The sequence below is a fragment of the Variovorax paradoxus genome (genome assembly GCF_040544635.1).
GTDB classification, from domain to species: domain Bacteria; phylum Pseudomonadota; class Gammaproteobacteria; order Burkholderiales; family Burkholderiaceae_C; genus Variovorax; species Variovorax paradoxus_R.
Window position 1 is genome coordinate 1 of sequence record NZ_JBEPKJ010000026.1, and the last position, 4,838, is coordinate 4,838.

At 66.3% G+C, this 4,838-nt stretch carries 6 protein-coding genes and 1 pseudogene; 2 read left to right on the forward strand and 5 right to left on the reverse strand.

Features of this window, described 5'->3' with window-relative positions:
• Positions 1-100, forward strand: a pseudogene (locus ABIC94_RS27310) (IS481 family transposase); the annotation flags it as partial.
• 5 nt (positions 101-105) lie between these two features.
• Here the strand turns inward: ABIC94_RS27310 and ABIC94_RS27315 are convergent.
• From ABIC94_RS27315 to ABIC94_RS27335, 5 genes are read right to left on the reverse strand one after another with little or no spacing between them, the layout of a single operon-like run.
• Positions 106-753: a histidine phosphatase family protein gene (locus ABIC94_RS27315; protein ID WP_354376173.1), complete on the reverse strand. Its 648-nt coding sequence runs from the start codon at positions 751-753 to the stop codon at positions 106-108.
• Positions 754-775: 22 nt separating this feature from the next.
• Positions 776-1,396, reverse strand: a complete 621-nt coding sequence (locus tag ABIC94_RS27320; protein WP_354376174.1) for a DUF4136 domain-containing protein — start codon at positions 1,394-1,396, stop codon at positions 776-778.
• Between the two features lie 48 nt (positions 1,397-1,444).
• Complete coding sequence (gene ttcA / locus ABIC94_RS27325) at positions 1,445-2,374, reverse strand: tRNA 2-thiocytidine(32) synthetase TtcA (protein ID WP_337297351.1); 930 nt, start codon at positions 2,372-2,374, stop codon at positions 1,445-1,447.
• A gap of 51 nt (positions 2,375-2,425) precedes the next feature.
• Positions 2,426-2,800 (reverse strand): dihydroneopterin aldolase, encoded by a 375-nt coding sequence (locus ABIC94_RS27330; RefSeq protein WP_354376175.1) that lies wholly within the window; start codon positions 2,798-2,800, stop codon positions 2,426-2,428.
• Between the two features lie 14 nt (positions 2,801-2,814).
• On the reverse strand, positions 2,815-3,591 hold the full coding sequence (locus ABIC94_RS27335; RefSeq protein ID WP_354376176.1) for an SDR family oxidoreductase: 777 nt from the start codon (positions 3,589-3,591) through the stop codon (positions 2,815-2,817).
• Positions 3,592-3,617: 26 nt separating this feature from the next.
• Here ABIC94_RS27335 and ABIC94_RS27340 point away from each other — a divergent pair, with 26 nt between their 5' ends.
• A complete protein-coding gene (locus ABIC94_RS27340) occupies positions 3,618-4,730 on the forward strand; it encodes a class I SAM-dependent methyltransferase (protein WP_354376177.1) in 1,113 nt (370 codons plus the stop codon).
• The last annotated feature ends 108 nt before the right edge of the window (positions 4,731-4,838 follow it).

A 4,838-nucleotide genomic window follows, 5' to 3' on the forward strand; every position in this document is an offset into this window, starting at 1 on the left:
CCACTACAACTGGCATCGCCCGCACAGCGGTATCGGCGGCATCGCGCCCATGGCCAGACTCAACTCGTCAAGAAACAACCTCTTGACGCTTCACACCTAGCCTACCTAGGTCGTTGTTTCGTCGAGAACGTCGTCGTCCGCCACCAGGTGGGCGGTGTCGCTCCAGCCCACGAGGCTGAAGCCTTCGGGCGTCCACAGCATGCGGTTGATGGCCGCATTGCCGAGTTGCCAGGTGCGCGGGGCCTGCAGTTCCTGGCGGGTGGCGGCGCGGTAGAGCACGTCCATCACGCCGCCGTGCGCCACCAGCACCACCAGCCGGCCCGGGTGGCGCGCGGCGAGTTTCGATGCGATGCGTGTCACCCGCTCGCGAAAGGCCAGCAGGCTCTCGCCGCCTTCGGGCTCGAACTCGGGGTCTCGTTCGCGCCAGCGTTTCGCCTGCTCGGGCAGGGTGGCTTCGATCTCCGCGAAGCTCATGCCCTCGAAGTGGCCGAAGGCGCGCTCGCGCAGGCCGGGCTCGGGCTGCACGGTGAGGCCGTGGGGCTTCGCAATTTCCTGCGCGGTCTGCCAAGCGCGCGACAGGTCGCTCGCGTAGATCACGCCGATGTCTTCGTCCGCCAGCGCCTGCCCCACGCGCCGGGCCTGCCACAGGCCGGTGGCATTGAGCCCGATGTCGAGCTGGCCTTGAATGCGCGTGTCGACGTTCCAGGCGGTTTCGCCATGGCGAACGGCAATCAAACGGGTAATTTCTTCCATCCGGCGGGATTCTAGAAGCGCGTCATTTCTTTGCCGTGGGCAGCTCGATGTTCACCCGGCGTTCGCCCTGCGGCGGATTCGGAAACCCTTGCAGCGCGGCATCGAACATCACCGGCAGGATGGCCGCGCTCGCGTTGTACGGTCCGTCGTTGCGGGCCCGCGTTTCATAGACCACCCGGTTCGAGCCGATGTCGCGCAGCACGATGCTCACTTCGCGCTCGTACCAGGGGTTGGCGGCCGGCGGCATGAAGGCCGGGCCGCCGTACCAGCCGCCGCCATACCAGCGGCGGGTGTAGCCGTGATAGCCGTAGCCGCCATAGCCCCATGGCCCGTCGAAAAGCCACGGGTCTGCCCAGGGCGAGAGGCCAGCCGTCACGCGCGCGCCGATCTGCGCGCTGTAGGTCGGGCGAGCATCGTCGCGGCGCAGGCCCACCTTTTCGAGCGCTGCGGCCGCCATCGCCTCGAGCGATTCCTGCCGGGCGGTGTCGGCCTGCTGCGAAGGCAGGCGCTCGAAGCGGTAGGTGGCGCCGGGCGGCACCGCGGCGAGCGAAGAAAAGCTCTTTACGTCGCTGTCGACGACCCACGAGGTGGCGCAGCCGCTCAATGCTGCTGCAAAAAAAAGAGCAAGAAGCGCACGTTTCATGAGGGTCTCCGGGCTCACCAGCCCTAAATTCCCCCTGGGTTGCCCGGTTCAGCCCTGAAGGATGCGCAGGGCTGCAGGTGCCTGGGAGAGCAAGTCGAAAGAGGGCGCGTCGAAGGCCTTGTCGCCGTCTTCGTCGGCCACGCCGGTCGCCTTCAGACCCTTGAAGTCGTGCCGCGTTCCGTCGAGCAGGTGCGAAGGCACCACGTTCTGCAGTGCGGTGAACATGTTTTCCACGCGGCCGGGGTGCTTCCTGTCCCACTCGCGCAGCATTTCGCCGACCTGCTTGCGCTGCAGGTTTTCCTGGCTGCCGCACAGGGTGCACGGAATGATCGGAAATTCGCGGTGCTGCGCCCAGCGCACCAGGTCTTTCTCGGCCACGTAGGCGAGCGGGCGAATGACGATGTGCTTGCCGTCGTCGCTCACCAGCTTGGGCGGCATGCTCTTGAGCTTGCCCGCGAAGAACATGTTGAGGAAGAAGGTCTGCAGCATGTCGTCGCGGTGGTGCCCCAGCGCCACCTTGGTGGCACCGAGTTCGTCCGCCACGCGGTACAGGATGCCGCGGCGCAGCCGGCTGCACAGGCCGCAGGTCGTCTTGCCTTCCGGAATCACGCGCTTGACGATGCTGTAGGTGTCCTGGTTCTCGATGTGGAAGTCCACGCCGAGCTCGCTCAGGTACTTGGGCAGCACCTCTTCGGGAAACCCGGGCTGCTTCTGGTCGAGGTTGACCGCGACGATGTCGAAGTGAATCGGCGCCCGCGCCTTCAGCTTGAGCAGGATGTCCAGCATGGCGTAGCTGTCCTTCCCGCCCGAGACGCACACCATGACCTTGTCGCCCTCTTCGATCATGTTGTAGTCGACGATGGCGCGGCCCACCTCGCGGCACAGGCGCTTTTCGAGCTTGTGCGTTTCGCGCTCGATCTTCAGGGAATTGGTGGCGGCGCCGGCGACGGGCGCCTCGTCGATCCAGACGGCGTTCATTGGTGGGCTACTTCAGGCAAATGAGGGGAAGACCCCCGATTTTGCCTTGGATCACCATTCCCCGGCTTCGATGCGGATAGCCACCTCGCAGTCGTCGAAGATTTCGAGCTTGGCGATCTTCACCCTTACGCCCCGCACACCGGGCAGCTGCAGCAGCCGCTGCGCGAGCTTGCCGATCAGGCTTTCGAGCAGGTTCACATGCTCGGCCGTGCACTCGTCGATGATGATGCGGCGCACCTTGCGGTAGTCCAGCACGTGAAAGATGTCGTCGTCCTGCGGCAGCAGCGGCTGCGGGCCGAGGTTGAGCTCGGCATCGACCAGGATCGGCTGGGGTGCCCTCTTTTCCTGCTCGAGGATGCCCAGGTTGGCGTCGAAGCGCAGCCCCTGGAGGGTGAGAGTCTGGTGGCCGTGCGGTGTGGAAGACATGGTGTTGGTGGTGCTCACATGAGCGAGAAATCGCGCTCGAATCTCATCAGGTGCTGGCCGCCGTCCACCAGCAGCGTGGTGCCGGTGATCGAGTTGTTCTCCAGCGCAAATTTCACCGTGGCCACCACATCGGCGGGCGTGGAAGAGCGGCCCAGCGGCGACAGCTTGTGCAGCTGGGCAAACTTTTCATCGTCCAGCATGTGGCTCGAAAGCGTGAGGCCCGGCGCCACGCCCACCACCCGCACCTGCGGCGCCAGTGCCAGCGCCAGCATGGGCGTGGCGGCCTCGAGCGCGGCCTTGGAGAGCGTGTAGCTGAGAAAGTCGGGGTTCGGGTTCCAGAGCTTCTGGTCGAGCAGGTGCACCACCGCGCCTTGCGCATTGCGCGGCGCCAGGTGGTCGCGCAGCGCCTGCGCCAGGAGAATGGCGGCGCCGGTGTTGCTGCGCGCATGGCGCTCCATGAGCGCGTAGCTGAAGCTGGCGGCGTCGTCGTGCTCGAAGAGGGCGGCACTGTGAACCACGGCATCGACACCGCCAAAATGCGCCGCCACGCGGGGCAGCAAGGCGCGGGTGGCGGCTTCGTCGAGCAAGTCGGCCTCGAAAGCCGCCGAGTTGCCCGACAAGCCCGCGCATTCGGCGGCCGTCTGCTCGGCCTCGGCCCGTGAGCTGCGGTAGTGCACCGCCACCTGCCAGCCCCCCGCGGCCAGCGCCAGCGCAATCTCGCGGCCCAGCCGGCGGCCGGCACCCGTGACAAGGACGGTGCGGGGGGCTGAGGAAAGCGGTGCTGTGCTCATGCGGGGAGAGAAGGGAGAATCGGGGGGTGACGACAAAGACGACGAACAGTTTACCCATCGCCCTCGATACGTTGATCGCCCGCGCCGTGGAACGCGCCGGCGGCTGGATCGGCTTCGACCGCTTCATGGCGCTGGCCTTGTATGCGCCGGGGCTGGGCTACTACGCCAACACCTCGGCCAAGTTCGGCCACATGCCGTCTTCGGGCAGCGACTTCGTGACCGCGCCCGAACTCACGCCCATGTTCGGCCAGGCGCTTGCGGCGCAGGTGGCCGAGGCGCTGGAGAAGACCGGCACCGACACCCTCTGGGAATTCGGTGCCGGCTCGGGCGCCCTGGCGGTGCAACTGCTGCACGCGCTCGACGAGATGGGCCGCGGCGACGTGCGCTACCGCATCGTCGATCTTTCGGGCACCCTGCGCGAGCGGCAGCAGCAGGCCTTGGTGCGGCACGCAGACCGCGTCGAATGGCTCGGCGAACTGCCCGAGTCGATGCAGGGCGTGGTGATCGGCAACGAGGTGCTCGATGCGATGCCTGTGCAACTGCTGGCGCGTGTCGGCGGCCAGTGGTTCGAGCGCGGCATCGTGCGCAATGCAGGGGGCGACGGCTGGACCTGGGCCGACCGCGAGACCGCACTGCGGCCACCGCTCGAGGTGCCGGGCGAGCACGACTACCTGACTGAAATCCATCCGCAGGCCGAGGCCTTTGTGGCGACCCTGGCGGACCGCCTGACGAAGGGCGCGGCCTTCTTCATCGACTACGGCTTCCCGGAGCGCGAGTACTACCACCCCCAGCGCCACATGGGAACGGTGATGTGCCACCGCGCCCACCAGGCCGATGGCGATCCGCTGTCCGATGTGGGCTACAAGGACATCACGGCGCACGTCAACTTCACCGGCATTGCGCTCGCGGGGCAGGAAGCGGGGCTCGAGGTGCTGGGCTATACCAGCCAGGCGCGGTTTCTGCTGAACTGCGGGTTGCTGACGAGGATGGAGCAGGGCTCTACCGCAGAGAGGGGAATGGCGGCTCGGCTCGTTCATGAGCATGAGATGGGGGAGCTGTTCAAGGTGGTGGGGTTTGCTGTGGGGGGTGCTTGGGAGGCGATGGGGTTTTTGGAGGGGGATCGGAGTCATACGCTCTGACCCTTTGGCTTGTTTTTTTCCCGAGGCCGGGTCTCGCCCCGGCGGGCGACTCACTTTCTTTGCTTCGCCAAAGAAAGTAAGCAAAGAAAGGCGACCCCTACTGTCTGC